The organism is Drancourtella sp. An12, assembly GCF_002160935.1.
Lineage (GTDB): Bacteria > Bacillota > Clostridia > Lachnospirales > Lachnospiraceae > Sellimonas > Sellimonas catena.
The window spans coordinates 19,987-39,683 of the sequence record NZ_NFLO01000008.1; the positions used below are offsets into that span (position 1 = coordinate 19,987).

The window sequence follows — 19,697 nt, forward strand, 5'->3', positions numbered from 1 at the left end:
AATACCTATTCCTCCATCCAACTTCAAATCTTACTTCAATCGGATATAATCATTTTTTGAAACTTCCTGGATCCATCCATTCATCTCCAGATTTAACAGCGCTTCCATGATTTCACCTCTCGGAAGCGATAACTGATCCTCGATTTCCTGTATATTTTTAGGCTCCAAACTCAGAACACTATACAACAATTTTTCAGGACTTTCAAGCATTATTTCATTTTCGTTTGAATTTTTAACCGGATTTTTACAGAATTCTATGAGTGATTTCTGCAATTTATACGGCAAATCACAAAGGAATTCCTCCGGTGAAACCAAAATACCAGCGCCCTGCCGGATCAGCTGGTGGCACCCCCGGCTCAAGTCACTGGTCACAGGCCCCGGAAGGGCATATACGTCTTTTCCCTGTTCCAGCGCAAAGTCAGCCGTGATTAAAGAGCCGCTCCTTTTTCTTGCCTCCATTACAAGAACCACATCGGCAAGCCCGCTGATGATCCTGTTCCTTGGAGGAAAATTACGGGCAAGCGGCGGTGTTCCAGGCGGATATTCCGAGAGGATCCTTCCGTCTTCCCAAAGTCTCTGATAAAGCCTTTGATTGTCTTTCGGGTAACAGACATCCACTCCGGAACCAAGCACTGCACAATGCCCTTTCCCTTCCAGCAGCGCTCCTTCCAGTCCTGCAGCATCGATTCCTCTTGCCATGCCGCTGATGATGTTCATTCCGGCTTTTGCCAGTTCTCTCCCATACTCATATGTCATCTGCCTGCCGTATGCGCTTGCCTCTCTTGCTCCTACAATCGCCGCAGTCACACCCTCAAAGGCAAAACATTCCTTCCCGGCTCCGAACAGTGCATAGGGTGGCTGCGCGATCCGGGAAAGCTTTTCCGGATAGGCACTGTCTGTCCAGTATGTAAGCTTGATCCCCTTTTTCCTGGCCTTTTCCCAGACTCTTTTCCGTTCATCCAGAACTGCCTCCTTCTGATGCTCTTTGAGAGCTGCTTTCTCCTTTTCCGTTAAAAACCAGCATGATTTCCGTCCTGTTTCTTCTATATAATAGACTGCTTTCGCACAGCCGAATGTCTCCTGCAGGAGTCTTTTTTTGGAAGATGAAATTCCCTGGATACATGCCAGCCAGAATACAAACTCCTCTTCTTTACTCATCTTTTCTGATTCCCCCATATTGTCTGGTCTACCATCCGGTAACTGATTGCTTCCGCAAGATGATTCGTACGGATCTGTCCGCTTCCTTCCAGATCCGCAATGGTCCGCGCTACTTTCAGTGTCTTGTAGTAGGTGCGGGCTGTCAGATTCAGGCGTTCAAACGCGCGTTCAATCATCTGCTTCTCTTTTTCTTCTAAACAGCAGAATTCCTCGATTTCCTTCCGTCCCATTCTGCTGTTTGTCAACATCTCCCTTTCCCGATACCTTTTCTTCTGGATTTTCCTGGCCCGAAGCACTCTTTCCCGGATTGTTCCGGAAGATTCTTCCTGCTTTTCGCATGTCAGCTCCCCGTAGGAAATTTTCGGCGTCTCGATACAAATATCCATCCTGTCCAAAAACGGCTGACTGACCTTGCCAAGATACCGGTGAATCTCGCCGGGTGTACAGCGGCAGCGCTCCAGATCCGGATAGTTTCCGCACGGACACGGGTTCATAGCTGCAGCAACCAGTACATCCGCCGGAAAGATGTAAGTGCCTTTTTTTCTTGTTATCCGTACCTGCTTTGTCTCCAGAGGCTCTCTCAGCGCATCCAGCACCGTTCTCTGATACTCGGAAAGCTCATCCAGAAAAAGAATTCCCCCATGGGCAAGGCTTAATTCTCCCGGTGTCGGATATCTGCCGCCTCCAAGAAGTGCTGCTTTTGTTACCGTATGGTGGACTTCCCGGTACGGCGGCCGGATAAGCAGCGGCTGCGCTTCATCTAAAAGTCCTGCTGCACTGTAGATCGTCGTTACCTCCATCCCGGTCCTGGCGTCCAGATCCGGCAAAATGGTCTGAAGCCGCTGTGCCGCCATGGTTTTTCCCGAACCCGGCGGGCCAAGATATAAAATGTTATGACCTCCTGCGGCAGCCACTTCCGAAGCTCGTTTCAGACCACTTTGACCCTTTATATCCGCAAAGTCAAGCTCACTTTTGTCTCTGTCACGCACTTTTGCCGCCTGCTGCTTTCTGACCGGCCGTTCCCCTGTTTCAAGAAAATTCCATACTTCGGAAAGCGTGGCGGCTCCAACCACCTCGATTCCCGAAACCAGCTTCCCTTCTGTCTCATTTTCCCACGGTACGACACAGATCTCGTATCCATTTTCTCTGGCATAAGAAACAATCGGCAGGATACCTCTTACCTTCCGTATTCTGGCATCCAGGCTCAGTTCGCCAATGAAAAGGACCCTCTTTTCACACCGGTCCATAATACTCCCCGCCGACAAAGCAAGGGCCACCGCAATCGGAAGATCAAATGAGGCACCTGTCTTTCGAATGTCTGCCGGCGACAGGTTGACCACCATCCTCTGGGGCTGCAGACGCGCCCTTGTATGGCGGATCGCTGTCCGGACACGTTCTCCAGCCTCTTTTACTTCGGACGAAAGATACCCTACCATGTGAAAAACCGGAAGGCCGCTCCCTGTATCAGCCTCCACGCAGACTTCTCTCACCGTCAGTCCATCCATCACTGCTGATTTTACCATTGCAAATCCCATATTTCTTTTTCTGATTTTCCCGTTGAAATACCCAGGTGAATCCCTGTTTCTGCCGGAACCGGCATGTGAATTTTCAGATCTTTGCTTTCATGGTAGTCCCTTCGTCCCTAAATGTCAATTCTTATTTTGGAAAAGCACAAAAAATCCTACATTCTCATAAACTGATAGCAAACATGTTAAGAGGTGCGTATTCCCTTGAAATCATTTCCACAGCCCCTCACTGCCGACGAAGAACAGTATTATATGCAGAAGTATACAGAGGGAGATCTGGAAGCAAAATACATCCTGATTGAACATAATCTGCGCCTTGTAGCACATGTGGTCAAAAAATACCAGCATCTTTCCGAAGATACCGAGGACCTGATCTCCATCGGAACCATCGGACTGATCAAAGCTGTCATGACATTCAATCCGGACAAAGGCGTACGTCTTGCCACCTATGCCGCCCGCTGTATTGAAAATGAACTTTTGATGCTGATGCGCTCCCGGAAAAAAGTATCCGGGGAGGTTTCCCTCTACGAACCCATCGGAACTGACAAGGAGGGAAACGAAATCCGTCTTTTTGACATTATGGAATCCGAGGCACGGGAAGTGGATGAGCAGATCACACTCCAGGATGATATTGGAAAACTATATCAAAAAGTAGAATCCGAACTTTCTCAGAGAGAACGTCTGGTGCTGAAACTTCGTTACGGTCTCTACAACGAGGAAATCCTGACACAGCGTGAAATCGCGAAAAGGCTTGGCATCTCCAGATCCTACGTCTCCCGGATTGAAAAGAGCGCTATTGAAAAACTCCGTCTCTTCTTTGAGGATTAAAAAAACACGGCGTTTTCTGCCGTGTTTTACATACTATGTCTTCTTTATTCTTCTTTTTTCCTCAGAAGGTCGTATCTGGATGCTTCCCTGTCAAGCTTCACCCACAAAAGCTGTCTGGCGTGCGGGGCAGATTCCTGACTTTGCATTTCGCTGTCATAGATTGCAAGGACTTTCGTCTTCACATCGCTTCCATCCGGCTTCATGATCTCAATCTCCTCACCTACAGAGAATTTATTTTTCTGTTCCAGCCGGATGAGACCGTCCTTTATCTCGTCTACAATACCAAGATACGTATAATTTTTCAGATAGGTATTGTTATCGTAAATCTGCGCCTCTTCATTCGGCTTTCCGAAGAAGAAGCCTGTTGTAAATTTGCGGTAGGTACAGTTTGCGATCTGCTCTTTGTACCAGTCCATATGTTCCTCGTAAAGCTCCGGGCTCTCCTGATAGTCATCGATCGCTTTCCGGTAGGTCCGTGCCACAGTGGCTACATAGAGAGCCGTCTTCATTCTTCCCTCGATTTTGAAACTGTCGATCCCGGCTTCCATCAATTCCGGAATGTGCTCAATCATGCACAGATCCTTGGAATTAAAAATGTAGGTTCCACGTTCATTTTCATAAACCGGCATGTATTCGCCCGGTCTTGTCTCTTCCATGATGGAATATTTCCATCTGCACGGATGGGTGCATGCCCCCTGATTCGCGTCCCGGCCGGTAAAATAATTGCTCAGAAGGCAGCGGCCGGAATAGGAAATACACATTGCCCCGTGAATAAATGTTTCGATCTCAAGGTCATCCGGAATGTGCTCACGGATCTCCCGGATTTCATCCAAAGACAACTCTCTTGCCGTCACAACCCTCTCCGCTCCCTGGTGATGCCAGAAGAGGTAGGTACCATAGTTTGTATTGTTCGCCTGTGTACTGATATGGCGCGGAATCTCAGGACAGACCTCCTTTGCGATCTCAAACACTCCCGGATCTGCAATGATCAGTGCATCCGGTCCAATTTCCTTTAATTCCTGAAAATATGCCCGTACGCCCTCAAGGTCTGCATTGTGCGCAAGAATATTGGCTGTCACATAGACTTTCACCTGATGTTCATGCGCAAAGGCAATTCCTTCTTTCATGTCTTCCATGGAAAAATTTTTCGCTTTCGCACGAAGGCCAAAGGCCTCTCCACCGATATATACGGCATCTGCCCCGAAAATCACTGCGGTTTTCAGCACTTCCAGGCTGCTCGCCGGCACTAATAATTCCGGATGACGCATTTTTGTTCACTCCTTCTTTACACTGACAGACGCCCCGTCCCCGATTGGCACGACAGCTGTCTCCAGTCTTTCGTCATGTTTTAAAAGATAGAGATACTCTCTCATTCTACTGTGGATCGTCCGGTCACGCCGCTCCACAGCAAACCGGGATTCCATAATTCCGCCGTCCTGAAGGACATTGTCCGAGATCAGCATCCCGTCCTTGTTTAAAAGCCGCATCACTTCCGGAAAATAGGCAATATACTGTGCCTTCGCTGCGTCGACAAAGATCATGTCATACGGTTCTTCCAGTGTCTTTAAGATCTCCATCGCATCCCCTTTCAGAAGATGAATCTGCTCTTCTTTTCCGGCTCTTTTGATATTTTCTTCAGCTTTCTGAATCCGCTTTTCATAATTTTCGATCGTATCGATTCTGCATCCGTTTCCAGCATACTCGCTCATGAGCAGTGCCGAAAACCCGACCGCGGCACCGATCTCCAGAATCCGTTCTGGCCTTTTCAAAAGCAGAAGCACTTTTAAAAAGCTCTGCATTTCCTTTCTGATAATCGGAACCCGCTCTTTAAGTGCTTCCTGCTCAATCATTTCCAGTATTTCGCTGTTTCGTGTTTCCAGTGAACGGATGTAATCTACGATCCTCTCATCCACTATCATCCGTTTTGTCCCTTTCCCGCCTATACATTGACGTCCATAATGATCGGAAGAATCATCGGTCTTCTCTTTGTTCTCTTCCAGATAAACTCATTCATGGTATCACGGATTACAAGTTTGATTTTGCTCCAGTCTGCGTTACGGCTGCTTAAGCATCCCTCCAGAGCGACACCAAGCACCTCTTTCGCCTCTTCCATCAGCCCTTCGGATTCCCGTACATAGACAAATCCGCGGGACACAATATCCGGTCCGGCCAGCAGCTGGTTTGTTCCTTTTGCAAGGGTCAGAACAACGATCAGGATTCCGTCCTCTGCCAGATGCTGGCGGTCTCTTAACACAATATTTCCCACATCGCCGACGCCAAGTCCATCGACAAGGATCGCTCCCGTCTGCACATGGTCAGCAATCTTTGCACCCTTGTCATCCAGCTCCAGCACGTCTCCGGCATGGAGAATGAAAATGTTTTCCTTCGGAATTCCAAGCTGCTCCGCAATCCCCGCATTTGCTTTCATATGGCGGTACTCTCCATGTACCGGAATCGCATATTTCGGCTTCACAAGAGAATAGATCAGTTTCAGTTCTTCCTGGCAGGCATGTCCGGATACATGGGCATCCTGGAAGATCACATTTGCCCCTTTTGAAGAGAGCTCATTGATCACTCTCGATACAGACTTCTCATTTCCCGGGATCGGGTTGGAACTGAAAATAACCGTATCTCCCGGCATAATGGTCACTTTTTTATGAATATCCGCTGCCATGCGGGAAAGTGCCGCCATGGACTCTCCCTGGCTTCCTGTCGTAATCAGAACCGTCTTCTCCGGAGGATAGTTTTTCAGCTTGTCAATCTCGATCAGTGTATTCTTTGGAATGTCCAGATATCCCAGTTCCGCGGCGGTAGAGATGATATTGACCATGCTCCGTCCTTCCACGACAACTTTTCTGCCATATTTGTAAGCAGAGTTGATAATCTGCTGCACACGGTCCACGTTCGATGCAAACGTCGCGATAATAATTCTCGTATTAGTGTGCTCCGCAAAAATATGGTCAAATGTCCGTCCGACCGTACGTTCAGACTGGGTAAATCCCGGCCGCTCCGCATTGGTGCTGTCCGACATCAGCGCCAGTACGCCTTTCTTTCCAATCTCGGCAAAGCGCTGCAGATCAATCGCGTCACCGAATACCGGCGTGTAATCCACCTTAAAGTCTCCCGTATGAACAACAATCCCCGCCGGTGAGTAAATGGCAAGCGCAGACGCATCCTGAATGCTGTGGTTTGTTTTGATAAATTCAATTCGGAATTTCCCGAGATTAATAGACTGGCCGTGGCGTACGACTTTCCGCTTCGTACTCCTCATCAGATTGTGTTCTTTTAACTTGTTTTCGATAATGCCCATCGTAAGTTTTGTCGTGTAAATTGGAAGATTAAGTTCTTTCAATACATACGGCAGCGCTCCGATATGGTCTTCATGTCCGTGGGTAATCACAAACCCTTTCACTTTTGAAATATTATCTCTTAAATAGGTGACATCCGGTATCACAAGATCAATTCCCAGCATGTCGTCCTCCGGGAATGCAAGACCGCAGTCTACCACAATAATACTGTCTTCATATTCGAAGGCAGTAATGTTCATTCCGATCTGCTCCAGTCCGCCTATCGGAATGATACGCAATTTTGAATTGTTCGTTTTTTTCAAATCTACACCTCCATGATTTTATTTTCCGTCCATTCATTCTCTGACTGGTAATAAGATCCGCAAAAAGCTACAGTTCGATCCCCACATCTTCCAGAAGTTCTTCAAACACTTTCGATACTGCCTGAAGTTCCACTTCGTCTTCTACGATCTCATACAGGGAGTCCTCCCCTTCGCTATTGCTTTTATCTTTTAAAATCAGACATTCCGCATCTCCCTCTTCTTTATCCGTCACAAGAATATAGGAAATTCCCCTGATTTTTGTCTGTTCCAAAACATAGAATGCTGCCGGCTGATCCGAACCTTCCGGCATAAACATAATTTTCTCCATTCTAAACTCCTCTCATACCAACGGAATCCAGATATCCCTGCAGTATGAAAACTGCTGCAATTTTATCTATATAGAGTTTCCTGTTTTCCCGGCGCACGCCGCTTTCCATCAGTACTTTCTCAGCAGAGACTGTCGTGAGCCTCTCATCCCATAATTCCACCTCAAGCCCGGTCCGTCTCTCAAGCATTTCCTTAAACGCGAGTGTCTTCTCGGCACGCTCTCCGATATCATTATTCATGTGTTTCGGGAATCCAAGCACAATTTTTTCCACCTTAAAATCTCCGGCAAGTGTCTCGATCCTCGCCAGTGTCTTTCTCAGCTTGTTCTCCTGCGTCCTAGTAATTGTTTCGACCCCCTGGGCAGTCAGACCTAAAGGATCGCTCACAGCGACTCCTACGGTCTTCGCGCCAAAGTCCAATCCCATTACTCTCATCGTTACTCCCAGCCATTGTGCTCAATATATGCTTTGAGCATCTCTTCGACCAGTTCATCTCGTTCCATCTTCATGACAAGACTTCTTGCACCGTTATGGCTTGTGATATAAGTCGGGTCTCCGGACATGATATAACCAACCATCTGGTTGACCGGATTGTATCCTTTCTCACGCAAAGCCTTATAAACGATCTCAAGAATATCCTTTGCCTGAATCTGCGGGCCCTGGCCCACCTGGAAAAACTGTGTGTTTGATAAATCTTTCATCGTTGCGACCTCCAATACTACTACTCTATTCTAATATAATCCCATCTAAAATTCAATCCATAATTTGAGAATGATTCTCAATGGTCATTTCCAGAATCTGATTTTCCCTCGTATTATCAGCCTTTACCGCAACTTTTACATATTCTTTTGTAAGGCCCGTCCGGTAAAGGACCCCGTCTTTTTCAAAGGTTTCCTCCAGAAGGACTTCTACCTGCTTTCCGATCATCTGATCTTCAAACTCTTTCTTTTTCTTTTTACAGAGATCAAGCAGGATCTGGCTTCTTTCCGCCTTTTTCTGTTCCGGCACCTGGTCCGGCATGGACGCCGCCTTTGTACCGTTTCTTCTGGAGTACTTAAACACATGAGTCTCATAAAATCCGACTTTTTCAATAAACGCCCTGGTCGTCTCGAACTCCTCCTGCGTCTCTCCCGGGAAGCCTACAATAACATCCGTTGTAATCGCCGGATGCTCAAAATACGTTCTTAAAATACCGCATTTTTCATAGTATTCTCTGCTCGTATAGTGTCTGTTCATTCTCTTCAGCGTTGCATCGCAGCCGCTCTGCATGGACAGATGAAAATGCGGGCAGACCTTTGGAAGCTTTGCAAGTTCTTTTGCGAATTTTTCTGTAATAATTCTCGGCTCGATCGAGCTTAAGCGTATTCTCCTGATTCCTTCTACTTTATGGATCTGCTGAATCAGGTAGAGAAGATCTTTTTTTTCTCCCTCCATAGTCACCCAGGAATCCAGATCCATCTTCGGATTCACAAAATCCACCCCGTAGGAACTTGCATGAATTCCGGTCAGAACTACTTCCTGATAGCCGGCATCCGCAAGCCGTTCCACTTCTTTTACGATTTCCTCCGGTTGTCTGCTGCGGATCCTGCCCCGCACATACGGGATAATACAGTACGTGCAGAACTGGTTGCATCCGTCCTGAATCTTGATGTAGGCTCTCGTATGGTCTCCGGCTGAATCCACGTAGAGTTCTTCAAACTCGCCGGTATGATTGATATCAATCACCGCCTTTATATCCTCATGCTGTTCATGTGCATGTAGAAGGCTGATCAGATTCTTTTTCTGATTGTTCCCGATCAGAATGTCGATTCCCTCAATCGCCTGTCCCGCTTCTTCCTGTGCCTGGACGTAGCATCCTGCCGCCACTATCACCGCCTCCGGATTCAGCTTTCTTGCACGGTGGAGCATCTGTCTGGATTTTCTGTCAGCAATATTTGTCACTGTGCAGGTATTGATTACATAAACATCCGCCTTCTCATGAAAAGGGACAATCTCATATCCATCTTCTTCAAGAAGTTTCTGCATGGCCTCTGTCTCATATCCGTTTACTTTGCATCCGAGATTATGAAGTGCCGCTTTTTTCATTTTTTCCTCAGTCCTTTTCTAAAATTTTATAAAATATGACGAAATTTCTTCCATTTCTTTGGCAAGTTGTTTCTTGACTTTTTAATTGTACTATCATAAGATATTGATATAAACAAAGAGAGAGGAGTGTGTTTCCAATGAAAACAGTAAAGATTTCATTAAACTCGATTGACAAAGTAAAATCATTTGTAAACGACATTACAAAATTTGATTACGATTTCGATTTAGTATCCGGCAGATACGTAATCGACGCAAAGTCCATTATGGGTATCTTCAGCCTGGATTTATCTAAACCGATTGATTTAAACATTCACGCTGATGCTGGCGTTGATGAAGTTTTAGAAGTTTTAAAACCTTATCTTGTTTAGATGAAATCGAATCCCCCACGTTGAGCGCGGGGGATTTTTTTATTCCATAAGAGAGTCAAAAGGACCCTCATTCACTCTGGAAACTTTTCCAATTCTCCTATGCTTCCACATCGATGACTTCTGTTGTGTCAAGCGCTTCCTGTACGAGACGGTCAATATCTTCCGACAGCCTTGTCTCAGAACGCTTGATCACATCCAATTTCGGCCTGGTCACCGGATGCTTTGCGACAAAGATCGTACAGCAGTCTTCGTACGGAAGAATCGAAGTCTCATAAGTATCAATCTTTTCTGAAATCTCTACGATTTCCTGCTTGTCAAATCCGATCAATGGGCGGTATACCGGAAGGGTACATACTTCATTTGTCACAAGAAGACTTTGCATCGTCTGACTTGCAACCTGTCCGATACTTTCCCCTGTGATCAGTCCCAGACAGCCATTTTCCTTTGCAATCGTCTCGGCAATCCGCATCATATATCTTCTCATAATGATCGTCAGCTCATCATGAGGACATTTATCATAGATGTAAAGCTGAATATCTGTAAAGTTGACAACATGGAGCCGGATCGGTCCGGTGTAAGCCGCCACCTTCTTTGCAAGATCCACTACCTTCTGTTTTGCCCGCTCGCTTGTGTACGGAGGTGCATGGAAATAAACCGCCTCAAGACCGACGCCTCTTTTTGCTACCATATAACCTGCAACCGGGCTGTCAATTCCTCCCGAGAGGAGCAGCATGGCACTGCCGTTTGTTCCGATCGGCATTCCGCCAGGCCCCGGTATGATGTGGGAATAAATATAAACCTCTTCCCGTACCTCCACGTTCAGGAGCACATCCGGATTGTGAACGTCCACCCGCATCTCCGGAAACGCATCCAGGATCGCCTCTCCCAGATCACAGTTCATCTCCATGGAGTTGACCGGGTAGGTCTTCTTTGCGCGCCTCGACTCCACTTTAAATGTCAGATTTTTGTCCGGATATGCTTCGTCCATGTATGCCACTACATCTTTTTTCAATTCTTCAAACTCTTTGACCTCTGTCCGGACAACCGGGCAGATGCCGACAATCCCGAATACCTTTTTCAGGCTCTCAACGGTCTCATCATAGTCATAATATCCGTCGCAGTCCACATAAATGCGCCCCTGACATTTATGCACACGGAATGTTCCTTCTGTGTTGCGAAGAGCAAAGCGGATCTGACGCACCAGTGCGTCTTCAAACATGTAACGGTTCTTCCCTTTGATCGCAATCTCTCCGTATTTTATCAAAAACGTCTGAAATGTCATTTCTTTCTCCTTTATCTCCGTCTGTATCTTCTGAGCATCGGTATACAATTATATAATGTTTTCAGCGTATAGTCAATTTCTTCTTCTGTTGTAAATTCCGAAAGACTGAACCTCAGTGTCGCATCCAGATATTCACGCTCCACACCGATTCCCTTTAACACCCCGCTGATACCAGGATGATTTGAAGAACAGGCCGAGCCTGACGATACATAGATTCCTTTTTCTTCCAGTGTATGAAGCAGTACTTCACTCCGGATTCCGGCAATTCCGACACTGACAATATGCGGAGCGCTTGTTTCATCCGGCAGTCCGTGTACAGACACATGGTCCACCTGCCTGATTCCTTCTATGAAACGCTCTTTCAGTTTCCGCATCCGCGCCGTCTTTTCTTCCAGATCCGAATAAACCATTTTTGCAGCCAGAGCAAATCCCGCGATTCCCGGCACATTTTCCGTTCCGGACCGGATATTTTTCTGCTGTTCTCCTCCGAACACAATCGGACGGATTTTCACCTTGTCGCTGATATAAAGCGCTCCCATTCCTTTCGGTCCGTGAATCTTGTGGCTGCTGACTGTCAGGAGGTCGATTCCTTCTCTTTTTGGAAAAATTCTGTACTTTCCAAATCCCTGTACGGCATCCGAGTGGAAAATAATCTCCCTGTTGTATGCCTTCACAATGCCGGCCGCCTCCTTGACCGGCTGAACAGATCCGACCTCATTGTTTACATACATGATGGAAACAAGAATCGTCTCCTTGCAGAGTGCTTCCCGGAGCGCGGAGAGCTTCACTCTGCCGTACTGGTCCACCGGCAGGTAGGTGACCCGGAATCCTTCCTCGTCTTCCAGATACCGCATCGTATTTAAAATGGCCGGGTGTTCAATCGCCGTTGTAATCAGGTGGTTACCGCGTCTTTTGTATGCCCGTGCCGTCCCGATCAGCGCAAGATTATCGCTTTCTGTCCCTCCAGAAGTGAAGAAAATCTCCTTTTCCTGGACTTTCAGGATTTTCGCGAAAGTCTCCCTCGCGCTGCGGACATACTGCTCTGCTTCCATCCCTTTCCGGTGCAGGGATGACGGGTTTCCATAGTCCTCACACATCACTTTCCGGACCAGATCGCCGACCTCGTCAAATGCTTTTGTTGTTGCCGAATTGTCCAAATATACTTCCATCAGATCTTACCTTTCCGCCTTTTTTATTACCATATGATTTCTTCCGGATCTTGACACCGGTTTTATTCTTCCATCAGATACGAGAGAACAGAAAGTACAAATAGTCCCGCCGTCTCGGTACGCAGGATCCGTTTACCAAGTGTAATCGGAGCCGCCCCGGCCTCCGCTGCGGCTTTTTCTACTTCTTCCACTTCAAATCCGCCTTCCGGTCCGATAAAAATCCCTGCAGATTCTCCCTTTTTCAGTGACTGAAGCTGTTTTCTCGTCTCTTCCATTCCTTCGGCAAGCTCATACGGTATGAATACATGATCCAGTGTCCTGCCAAAGGCAAGCGCCTCCGAAAAGCTCATTACATCGTGAACCTCCGGTATCACTCCGCGTCCCGCCTGTTTTGCGGCGCTCTCGGCGATTGCCTGCCAGCGGTCCGTCTTCTTTTTTGCTTTCTTCGCGTCAAGCTTTACGACCGCCCTGCGGGTAGCCATCGGAACAATCTCGGATACACCAAGCTCCACAGCCTTCTGCACAATCCAGTCCATCTTGTCGCTTTTTGGCAGCCCCTGAAACAGGACAGTCCGGCAGGCCGGCTCCGTATCTGTCTGATAAACCTCCAGGATCCCGGCCTGAACGGTATCCGCAGTCATTTCCCGGATCTCACACAAATATTTTTTATTATTGCCGTCGCTGATTTCAAGCTGTTCGCCCTTCTTCATGCGCAGCACATTCCGGATATGGTTCACATCGCTTCCGGTAATCGTAATCTCTTCTTCCTCCACCTGTTCCGGTGTCACAAAAAAATGCTGCATGTTGATTACTCTCCCGCCTTTTCCAGCGGTTTTCTCGCTGTGACGCAGACCCATTCTCCTTGACAGGTTACATCAAGAAGTTCCAGTCCCGCATCACTTACCGCCTGCTTTACAACTTCTTCCTTGTCATCAATAATGCCGCTTGTAATATAAATTCCGCCCGGTTTCAGCTGGTTTACAATCACCGGAGTCAGGGCGACAAGGACATCCGCAAGAATATTTGCCGCAACAATATCGTATTTTTCATATCCGACACGGTCCTGAATTTCTTTATCATCGATGATATTTCCGATCATGACCTCATAGCGATCTTTTGACACCCCGTTTTCTTTCATGTTTTCGTGGGTGGCGTCAATCGCGCACGGATCCAGATCCGTTCCTACGGAATAGTCTGCGCCAAATTTCAGTGCCAGCATGCCGAGAATTCCGCTTCCGCATCCTACATCCAGAATTCGTGTGGTATCTGTCACATACTTTTTAATCTGCCGGATGCACAGCTGTGTTGTCTCATGCATCCCGGTTCCAAACGCGGTTCCCGGATCGATATGGATAATCATCTTTCCTTCATCTTCCGGCTTTACGTCTTCCCAGGACGGAATAATCAGGATATCATCCACGTAAAACTGATGGAAATACTGTTTCCAGTTATTGACCCAGTCCACATCCTCGGTCTGGGATTCCTCGATCGTGCAAGGTCCCAGATCCATGAATTCTCTCATTTCGTCCAGTTCTTTTCTGACTTTCTCAAGAACTGCTTCTTTGTCCTCGCTCTCTTCCAGATAAAAACTTAAATACGCCACGCCGTCATCCAGTGCGGTCTCCGGCAGAATGTCGACAAACATCTGCTCCTTTTCTTTCTGTGTAAGCGGAACCTTGTCCTCGATCTCCACGCCCTCGATTCCGAGGTCCGTAAGAATACTGCTGACAACATCCTCCGCCTGAGTTGTCGTCTGTAGTCTGAATTTATTCCATTTCATTTGATTTTTGTCTCCTTTTTTGCTCTTGCGTTTTCCATCCTGCGTTTCAGTTTCAGCCAGGCAAGAAGCAGAATGGCCGCATGATCAGATGCCACATGGCCGCGGTCCCGGATGACAGTCTCTTCTTTTCGGATCAATTCCCCGGTTTCCCGAAGACAGACCAAAGGTTTCAACAGAAGCTTCCGTTCCGGATTGGAAAGCTCCATCGCATAGAAGCTCCCTTCTTCTGTCTCTTTTTCGCTGACATCAATTGTAAACCAGGCCGCATCCTTTGCATCATCGCCTGCCTGTGCTTTCACATCTTCCAGCCGGACAAGAGCCATAAATGCAGTAGTGATCACTCTCGCTCTCGGATCTCTTCTGACATCCCCGAAGGCCCGAATCTGCTCTGTCTCGACTCCTTCAATATGTGTCTCTTCATAAAGTTCCCGTTTTGCGGATTCTTCCAGATCTTCATAAAGATCTATAAACCCGCCAGGCAGTGCCCAGTCTCCGATACTCGGATGATTCTTTCTCCGGATCAGGAGGACTTTCAGGTCCTCTGCCCGATCCGGTTCTGTTCCGGAATACCCGAATACTGCCATGTCCACCGTACAGCATGGATTTTTGTATTTGTAAGGATCATACTTTTCCAGAAACGCTTCCAGTGATTCTCCCTTTTCGTTTCTGCTTCCATCTCCGCGGAATGCTTCGATGTCTTCAAAAAAAGCCGGCATCTGTTCACCTACTTTCGTTTATTTACATCCTTCTCCTACCATGATATCGATAATTTCGACATTGGTCTCCCTCATGCCTTCTTTTCCAAGACGTCCGATATTCTTGATCGTCTCATCAACGCCTTTCGTCACGATACCATCGCCTGCATAGAACTGCTGTCCGCATTTGTACATATTATATCCAAGAATTCCCGCCTCCACGGAGGAAGCAATCTTTGCCGCGCAGGATGCCTTTGCTCCGTCACAGACAATTCCGGATACGATTGCAAGTGCGTTGACTACCGTATGCGCAATTTCTTCATATCCGCCTCCATGCAGATAGGCGATTCCGGCTCCGGCCGCTGCACCTGCACAGACCGCTCCGCAGTATGCGGACAGCCTTCCGATTCCGGTTTTCTGGTGGATTGCCACAAGGTTTGACAACGTTAATGCCCGATACAGCTTTTCTTCGCCGGAGTTCAGTTCTTTGGCATATTCAATCACAGGAAGAGAGCAGGTCATTCCCTGATTTCCGCTTCCGGAATTGATAATGACAGGAAGCTCACATCCATTCATTCTCGCATCGGATCCTGCTGCCGCCATCGCTTTTGCCCGGACACGGATATTGTCTCCTTCCATTTCGAGGAGGACGCTTCCGATATTTGCGCCATAGTTTCCTTTTAACCCTTCCTCTGCAATCGCCGTATTATACCGGATCTGGCGTCCGATCACTTCTCTGACATCGTCAATATCCACGGTTTCTGCAAAATCCAGGATGTCTTTCATATTCAGAAGGGAACGGTCCGTCAGTCCCTCTTCTTTTTCTCCTTCTACCTTTTCTTCAAAAAGCACCTGTCCGTTCTTTTCGATCAGGACAATGTTTGTATGATAGTTCGCGATCCGTACTGTCGCGCTGGATTCCCCTTTTGTCTCTGTTACAATGATGTCGAAAGTGATGCCGTTGTCTACGTATTCTACGGAAATATCTGCATTTTGAAGGAAGTCCTTCATCTCCTCAATCTGTTCTTGTGATACTTCTGCGATGACTTCCAGTTCTTTTTCCGGTTTTCCTGCAATGATTCCGGCTGCCGCTGCCGCCGGTATTCCTTTAAGATGATCCGTATTCGGTACAATTACCGATTTTACATTTTTAATAATACTTCCGCTTGCGCCGATCTTCACTGTATCCGGTTTTTCCCCAAGGACTTCTCTTGCCTTCGCTGCCGCATAAGCCAGTGCGATCGGCTCCGTACATCCCATTGCCGGTACCAGCTCTTCCTTTAAAATCTGCACATACGCTCCATACTTTACATTCTCTTTTTTCATCGTCTCATCCTCTCTTTTCTTATGTTTTATGCTTTCCCCAGCAGGTAGTCAATAAACTGCTGCGCTGTTCTTCCGGATCTGCCGCCATGGGTCATCTCCCACTGATTTGCCTGCAGCAGAAGTTCGTTTTCCTCCATCTGAATGCCGTTCCGTTTTGCAAGTTCGAGAACGATATTCTGGAACTCTTTTTTATCCGGACCGACAAAAAAGATCGATACCCCAAATCTCGCCACAAGGGACAGCTTCTCCTGTACCGTATCCGATGTGTGAAGATCATCATCTCTTCTGTCATTTTTATCGCTCCACTGTTCCCGTACCAGATGTCTTCTGTTGGATGTGGCATAGATCAGAACGTTATCCGGCTTACGCTCCAGACCGCCTTCAATCACCGCTTTCAGATATTTATATTCAATCTCAAATTCTTCGAAAGAAAGATCATCCATGTAAATGATAAACTTGTAATTCCTGTTTTTGATCTGGGCAATGATATCATTGAGATCCTGGAACTGGTGCTTGTACACTTCGATCATACGCAGTCCTTCTTCATAGTACTGATTCAGAATTGCCTTGATGGAAGTGGACTTTCCGGTTCCCGCGTCCCCAAACAGCAGGCAGTTATTCGCCTTTCTTCCCCGTACAAAAGCCTCTGTATTTTCAATCAGCTTCTTCTTTGGGATCTCATATCCTACCAGATCATCCAGTCTGACATGGGCAATCTTGGTAATCGGAACAATCCTGGCACCCTCTTCAGTATGTTCGACCCGAAAAGCCTTGTGAAGCCCGAATTTCCCTACCCCGAACTCCTTGTAAAACTGGGTCATGACTGTTTTAAATTCTTCCGGAGAAGAAGTCCCTGCAAGGTGGACAGCCAACGTGCAGATCCGGTCTCTTACCCTACGGTTGTAGACATGTCCTTCCTGCCTCGTTCCCTGATAGTCAAATAAAATCCTGTGAGCTTTCGTGCCTAGTTTCTCACCGAGCCCCTTTACATCATAGTCAAACAGCTCCTTCATAATCGCGAAATCATGCAGCGCCACGTCATTGACACTTCCCTCAATCGCTCCCCGGATCTCGCAGGCTGTGCTGTAGGCATTTTCGTCGTTAACGAGCAGAAATGTCAGATAGGTATGCCACAGATTTCCCTCCAGACCATGCTGTTCCGAAAGCTCAAGGATCTTATTGACACATTCAAAGAACAGATTTTTCAGATCCTCCGGATTATAATAATCACTTCCCGCATGCTCCATCAGAAAAGTCATATCCTGGAGAATCCGACCATATTCCATATTTCTGTAAATCATCAGTTCGTTTGTATGCATCTTCTCTTCCTTCTTTTCTGTTTTCTAGTAGTTCCCCAGTATTTTCATGCTCTTCGTCTCTTCACGCAGTCCCCGGATCGCGTTTTTCACGCCTCCGTCTGCCAGATTCCCCTCAAAGTCCACGAAAAAGCGGTATTCCCAAGGCCTGTCCTCGATCGGCCGTGATTCGATCTTTGTCATATTGAGATCGTTGTAGATAAAGTGGGACAGTATCTGATAAAGCGAGCCGCTCTCGTGCGGAAGTTCAAAACAGATACTGATCTTGTCCGCATGCTCCAGAAAAATCTTCTGGTTGGTCACAATAATAAAGCGGGTGGAATTATGACGGTTGTCGTTGACCTGCTCCCGCAGAATTTCCAGTCCGTACAAAGAAGCCGCGTAGGCGCTGCAGATTGCCGCATGGTGCACATCCTGCTCCTCCACAATCTTGCGTGCCGCAACCGCAGTATTCGGTACGCTGATCTTCTCCATTGCAGGATGGTCATACAGATATTTCTCACACTGCATCAGCCCCTGCGGATGGGAATAGACTCTTGTGATCTCATCCTCTTTGCTCCCCTTCAGTCCCGCAAGTACATGGCTGACCGGAAGCACGGTCTCTCCCACGATATAATTTTCATATTCTACAAGCAGATCGTATACCTCATTCACTGCGCCTGCTGAAGAATTCTCAATCGGGAGCACGGCAAAATCCGCCGCCCCGTCCTCGATGGCGTCCATCGCATCTTTCCAGGTACGTACATGATAACTGTTGACTTCATCTCCGAAATACTGCTTCAGCGCCGCCTCACTGTAGGCTCCCTCCACTCCCTGGAATACAATCCGTGAATTCTTTACATCCAGCTCTTTTACTTCTATAAACGGAAGTCTCCCCGTTGTCCCGCAGGCGGAAAGTTTCTGATATTGAAGTTTCCTGCTGACCGACATCAGAAGGGTAAACAGCTCCTGTACTCCTTTCTTGTTGTACGCATGCTCCACCCGGGATGCTGCTTTTAGCAGCTTCTCCTGCTCCCTTGCCCGGTCATAGACTTTTCTTCCATTTTCAATCTTATAGTCTGCAACTAAAGAACAGACTTCCATCCGTTTTTCAAATAAAGCGATGATCTGCTCATCAAGACAATCCAGCTCACCGCGCAGTTCCTCTAACGATGCCATCTGCTTCCTCCTTCGCTTAAACTCTTCCATATTATAATACATTTCTTCTGCAAAATCTACGTTCATATTTGAATTGGCTGTTGAAAACAAGATCAATTTATTATATATTATTAGGAGAGCTAGGTAGCAAGAGGAGGATGTTATATGAGACACTTAATGAGTCCGCTGGACTTTTCCGTGGAAGAACTGGACAAGCTTTTAGATCTTGCCAATGATATTGAAAATAATCCAGCGAAATATGCACATGCCTGTGCAGGAAAAAAATTAGCAACATTGTTTTATGAGCCAAGTACCCGTACCCGTTTAAGTCATGAAGCTGCCATGTTAAACCTGGGCGGAAGTGTTCTTGGCTTTTCTTCTGCCGATTCGAGTTCCGCTGCAAAGGGGGAAAGTGTATCGGACACGATTCGGACTGTGGCATGCTATGCTGACATCGTTGCGATGCGTCATCCAAAGGAAGGCGCTCCGATGGTAGCCGCTGCCCATTCTTCTATTCCGATTATCAATGCCGGTGACGGGGGACACCAGCATCCGACCCAGACGCTGACGGACCTTCTGACGATCCGTTCTTTAAAAGGGCGTCTTAACAACCTGACAATCGGTCTTTGCGGAGATCTGAAGTTCGGGCGTACTGTCCATTCTCTGATTCAGGCACTTGTCCGTTATGACAATCTGAACTTTGTACTGATCTCCCCTGAGGAGCTGCGTCTTCCAACCTACATCCGCCACGATGTACTGAGACGCAACAATGTTCCATACAAAGAGGTTGTCCGCATGGAAGAAGCACTTCCGGATCTGGACATCCTTTACATGACCCGTGTTCAGAAAGAACGTTTCTTCAACGAGGAAGACTATGTCCGTATGAAAGACTTCTACATTCTGGACAAGAAAAAGATGGAACTTGCCAGCAAGGATATGCTTGTGCTCCACCCGCTCCCGAGAGTAAATGAAATCTCCGTGGAAGTGGATGACGATCCACGCGCCGTTTATTTCAAGCAGGCCAAATACGGTGTTTATGTACGGATGGCACTGATTCTTACTCTTCTCGACATCCATGTCGACTGATCTGC

Annotated in this window: 20 protein-coding genes; 3 read left to right on the forward strand and 17 right to left on the reverse strand. The window is 47.2% G+C overall.

All coding sequences use genetic code 11. From position 1 onward, the window contains the following. Nucleotides 1-30 precede the first annotated feature (30 nt). Complete coding sequence (gene dprA / locus B5E64_RS09065) at nt 31-1,158, reverse strand: DNA-processing protein DprA (RefSeq protein ID WP_242960136.1); 1,128 nt, start codon at nt 1,156-1,158, stop codon at nt 31-33. Then, nucleotides 1,155-2,693 (reverse strand): YifB family Mg chelatase-like AAA ATPase, encoded by a 1,539-nt coding sequence (locus tag B5E64_RS09070; protein WP_087168203.1) that lies wholly within the window; start codon nt 2,691-2,693, stop codon nt 1,155-1,157. Before B5E64_RS09070 ends, dprA begins: the two co-directional genes overlap by 4 nt. Nucleotides 2,694-2,888: 195 nt before the next feature. On the opposite strand from B5E64_RS09070, the gene sigK reads away from it, so the two are divergent. Continuing rightward, nucleotides 2,889-3,512, forward strand: coding sequence for an RNA polymerase sporulation sigma factor SigK (sigK, locus tag B5E64_RS09075; RefSeq protein ID WP_087168204.1), 624 nt, complete (start codon nt 2,889-2,891; stop codon nt 3,510-3,512). Nucleotides 3,513-3,556: 44 nt separating this feature from the next. Here sigK and B5E64_RS09080 read toward each other — a convergent pair whose 3' ends face one another. From B5E64_RS09080 to mtaB, 7 genes are all read right to left on the reverse strand, one after another. After that, nucleotides 3,557-4,780 (reverse strand): U32 family peptidase, encoded by a 1,224-nt coding sequence (locus tag B5E64_RS09080; protein ID WP_087168205.1) that lies wholly within the window; start codon nt 4,778-4,780, stop codon nt 3,557-3,559. Between the two features lie 6 nt (nt 4,781-4,786). Further along, nucleotides 4,787-5,431, reverse strand: a complete 645-nt coding sequence (locus tag B5E64_RS09085) for an O-methyltransferase (RefSeq protein WP_087168206.1) — start codon at nt 5,429-5,431, stop codon at nt 4,787-4,789. Nucleotides 5,432-5,451: 20 nt separating this feature from the next. Beyond that, a complete protein-coding gene (locus B5E64_RS09090; protein ID WP_087168207.1) occupies nt 5,452-7,122 on the reverse strand; it encodes a ribonuclease J in 1,671 nt (556 codons plus the stop codon). Nucleotides 7,123-7,189: 67 nt separating this feature from the next. Then, a complete protein-coding gene (locus tag B5E64_RS09095) occupies nt 7,190-7,450 on the reverse strand; it encodes a DUF1292 domain-containing protein (RefSeq protein ID WP_087168208.1) in 261 nt (86 codons plus the stop codon). Nucleotide 7,451: 1 nt separating this feature from the next. Further along, nucleotides 7,452-7,883: a Holliday junction resolvase RuvX gene (gene ruvX / locus B5E64_RS09100; RefSeq protein WP_087168209.1), complete on the reverse strand. Its 432-nt coding sequence runs from the start codon at nt 7,881-7,883 to the stop codon at nt 7,452-7,454. Nucleotides 7,884-7,885: 2 nt separating this feature from the next. Continuing rightward, complete coding sequence (locus B5E64_RS09105) at nt 7,886-8,149, reverse strand: IreB family regulatory phosphoprotein (RefSeq protein ID WP_087168210.1); 264 nt, start codon at nt 8,147-8,149, stop codon at nt 7,886-7,888. Between the two features lie 52 nt (nt 8,150-8,201). Beyond that, nucleotides 8,202-9,533, reverse strand: a complete 1,332-nt coding sequence (mtaB, locus tag B5E64_RS09110) for a tRNA (N(6)-L-threonylcarbamoyladenosine(37)-C(2))-methylthiotransferase MtaB (protein WP_087168211.1) — start codon at nt 9,531-9,533, stop codon at nt 8,202-8,204. 137 nt (nt 9,534-9,670) lie between these two features. On the opposite strand from mtaB, the gene B5E64_RS09115 reads away from it, so the two are divergent. Then, nucleotides 9,671-9,901: an HPr family phosphocarrier protein gene (locus B5E64_RS09115; RefSeq protein ID WP_087168212.1), complete on the forward strand. Its 231-nt coding sequence runs from the start codon at nt 9,671-9,673 to the stop codon at nt 9,899-9,901. 97 nt (nt 9,902-9,998) lie between these two features. On the opposite strand, the gene thiI is transcribed toward B5E64_RS09115, so the two are convergent. The 8 genes from thiI to pheA form a co-directional block, all read right to left on the reverse strand. After that, nucleotides 9,999-11,183, reverse strand: a complete 1,185-nt coding sequence (gene thiI / locus B5E64_RS09120) for a tRNA uracil 4-sulfurtransferase ThiI (protein ID WP_087168213.1) — start codon at nt 11,181-11,183, stop codon at nt 9,999-10,001. 11 nt (nt 11,184-11,194) lie between these two features. Then, nucleotides 11,195-12,352: a cysteine desulfurase family protein gene (locus B5E64_RS09125; RefSeq protein ID WP_087168214.1), complete on the reverse strand. Its 1,158-nt coding sequence runs from the start codon at nt 12,350-12,352 to the stop codon at nt 11,195-11,197. Nucleotides 12,353-12,414: 62 nt separating this feature from the next. Continuing rightward, nucleotides 12,415-13,155, reverse strand: a complete 741-nt coding sequence (locus B5E64_RS09130) for a 16S rRNA (uracil(1498)-N(3))-methyltransferase (protein WP_087168215.1) — start codon at nt 13,153-13,155, stop codon at nt 12,415-12,417. Nucleotides 13,156-13,160: 5 nt separating this feature from the next. Beyond that, nucleotides 13,161-14,132 (reverse strand): 50S ribosomal protein L11 methyltransferase, encoded by a 972-nt coding sequence (gene prmA, locus B5E64_RS09135; protein ID WP_087168216.1) that lies wholly within the window; start codon nt 14,130-14,132, stop codon nt 13,161-13,163. Further along, a complete protein-coding gene (locus tag B5E64_RS09140) occupies nt 14,129-14,848 on the reverse strand; it encodes an NUDIX hydrolase (protein WP_087168217.1) in 720 nt (239 codons plus the stop codon). Before B5E64_RS09140 ends, prmA begins: the two co-directional genes overlap by 4 nt. A gap of 18 nt (nt 14,849-14,866) precedes the next feature. After that, nucleotides 14,867-16,153, reverse strand: a complete 1,287-nt coding sequence (locus tag B5E64_RS09145) for an L-serine ammonia-lyase, iron-sulfur-dependent, subunit alpha (protein WP_087168218.1) — start codon at nt 16,151-16,153, stop codon at nt 14,867-14,869. Nucleotides 16,154-16,179: 26 nt separating this feature from the next. Further along, nucleotides 16,180-17,472, reverse strand: a complete 1,293-nt coding sequence (locus B5E64_RS09150; RefSeq protein ID WP_087168219.1) for an ATP-binding protein — start codon at nt 17,470-17,472, stop codon at nt 16,180-16,182. 24 nt (nt 17,473-17,496) lie between these two features. Beyond that, a complete protein-coding gene (pheA, locus tag B5E64_RS09155; RefSeq protein WP_087168220.1) occupies nt 17,497-18,627 on the reverse strand; it encodes a prephenate dehydratase in 1,131 nt (376 codons plus the stop codon). 144 nt (nt 18,628-18,771) lie between these two features. Here pheA and pyrB point away from each other — a divergent pair, with 144 nt between their 5' ends. Continuing rightward, the gene (gene pyrB / locus B5E64_RS09160) at nt 18,772-19,692 is read left to right on the forward strand and encodes an aspartate carbamoyltransferase (RefSeq protein ID WP_087168221.1); all 921 of its coding nucleotides are present in this window, start codon (nt 18,772-18,774) and stop codon (nt 19,690-19,692) included. The last annotated feature ends 5 nt before the right edge of the window (nt 19,693-19,697 follow it).